A 969-nucleotide genomic window follows, 5' to 3' on the forward strand; every position below is an offset into this window, starting at 1 on the left:
CTTGGATTCAAGTACGAAGTGCGACACCTCTGAACATAAAAACAGTAAAGTGCGATAATCATGAAGTTTGCTCCCGCCAAGAAGTAAAAAACATGAAATATTCGCACCTCACTGAGAATGAAAGGTATATGATTTCTGCGCTTAGAAAGCAAGGAATTAGTACCGCTAAAATTGCTAAACAACTGGGCCGTCACAAAGCCACTATCTATCGAGAAATTGAACGTAATTCCCGATACAACAGACACTTTAAACGGCACTCCTATCAGGCCTGGAGAGCTCAACAAATGGCTCGTAATCGGCTAAGCCGCTCGCGCAGAAATAAACGTTACAACGAACTCGATTTTAGACTGCCTGAAGCCTTGCTACGACTGGATTGGAGCCCAGACCAAATTGTTGGATACCTTAAAGTTAGAGGCTACCCAACAATGAGCCATGAGCTCATTTATCAGCACGTTTGGAATGACAAAGCTCTAGGTGGCACGCTATGGAAACACTTGCGTCAATCCACCAAGAAAAGGCGCAAGAGATACAACTCAAAAGACAGTCGAGGACGCCTAGCTAACAAGCGTCATATCACCGAAAGATCGAAAGCTGCTGAGCACAGAAAAGAACCAGGCCACTGGGAAATTGATACGGTCGTTGGTCGCGGCACCAAGCACTGTATCGTCACTTTGGTCGATAGGATGACCGGCTACACTTTTATCGGTCAAATGGATGACAGAACGAGCGAATCACTCAACGTTAGAATGAGTAAAATCATGACCCGCTCTGATTTACCATTTAAGACAATTACAGCAGATAATGGCACAGAGTTTCACGGCTACGCCCAACTAGAAAAGCACCATAGCTGTTTGTTTTACTTTGCAAATCCATACCATTCATGGGAACGAGGAACCAATGAAAACACTAACGGACTAATTCGACAATACTTGCCAAAACGAACTTCTATGTCACATGTGACACAGAAGC

1 protein-coding gene is annotated in these 969 nt (G+C 44.2%); it reads left to right on the top strand.

Annotated elements, in window-relative coordinates:
• Nucleotides 1-92 precede the first annotated feature (92 nt).
• Nucleotides 93-969, top strand: an 877-nt coding sequence (locus ACP45E_RS05315) for an IS30 family transposase (protein ID WP_083251587.1), incomplete at its 3' end; no start/stop codon positions are given.

The organism is Vibrio genomosp. F10 str. 9ZD137, from assembly GCF_049974785.1.
Classification (GTDB): domain Bacteria; phylum Pseudomonadota; class Gammaproteobacteria; order Enterobacterales; family Vibrionaceae; genus Vibrio.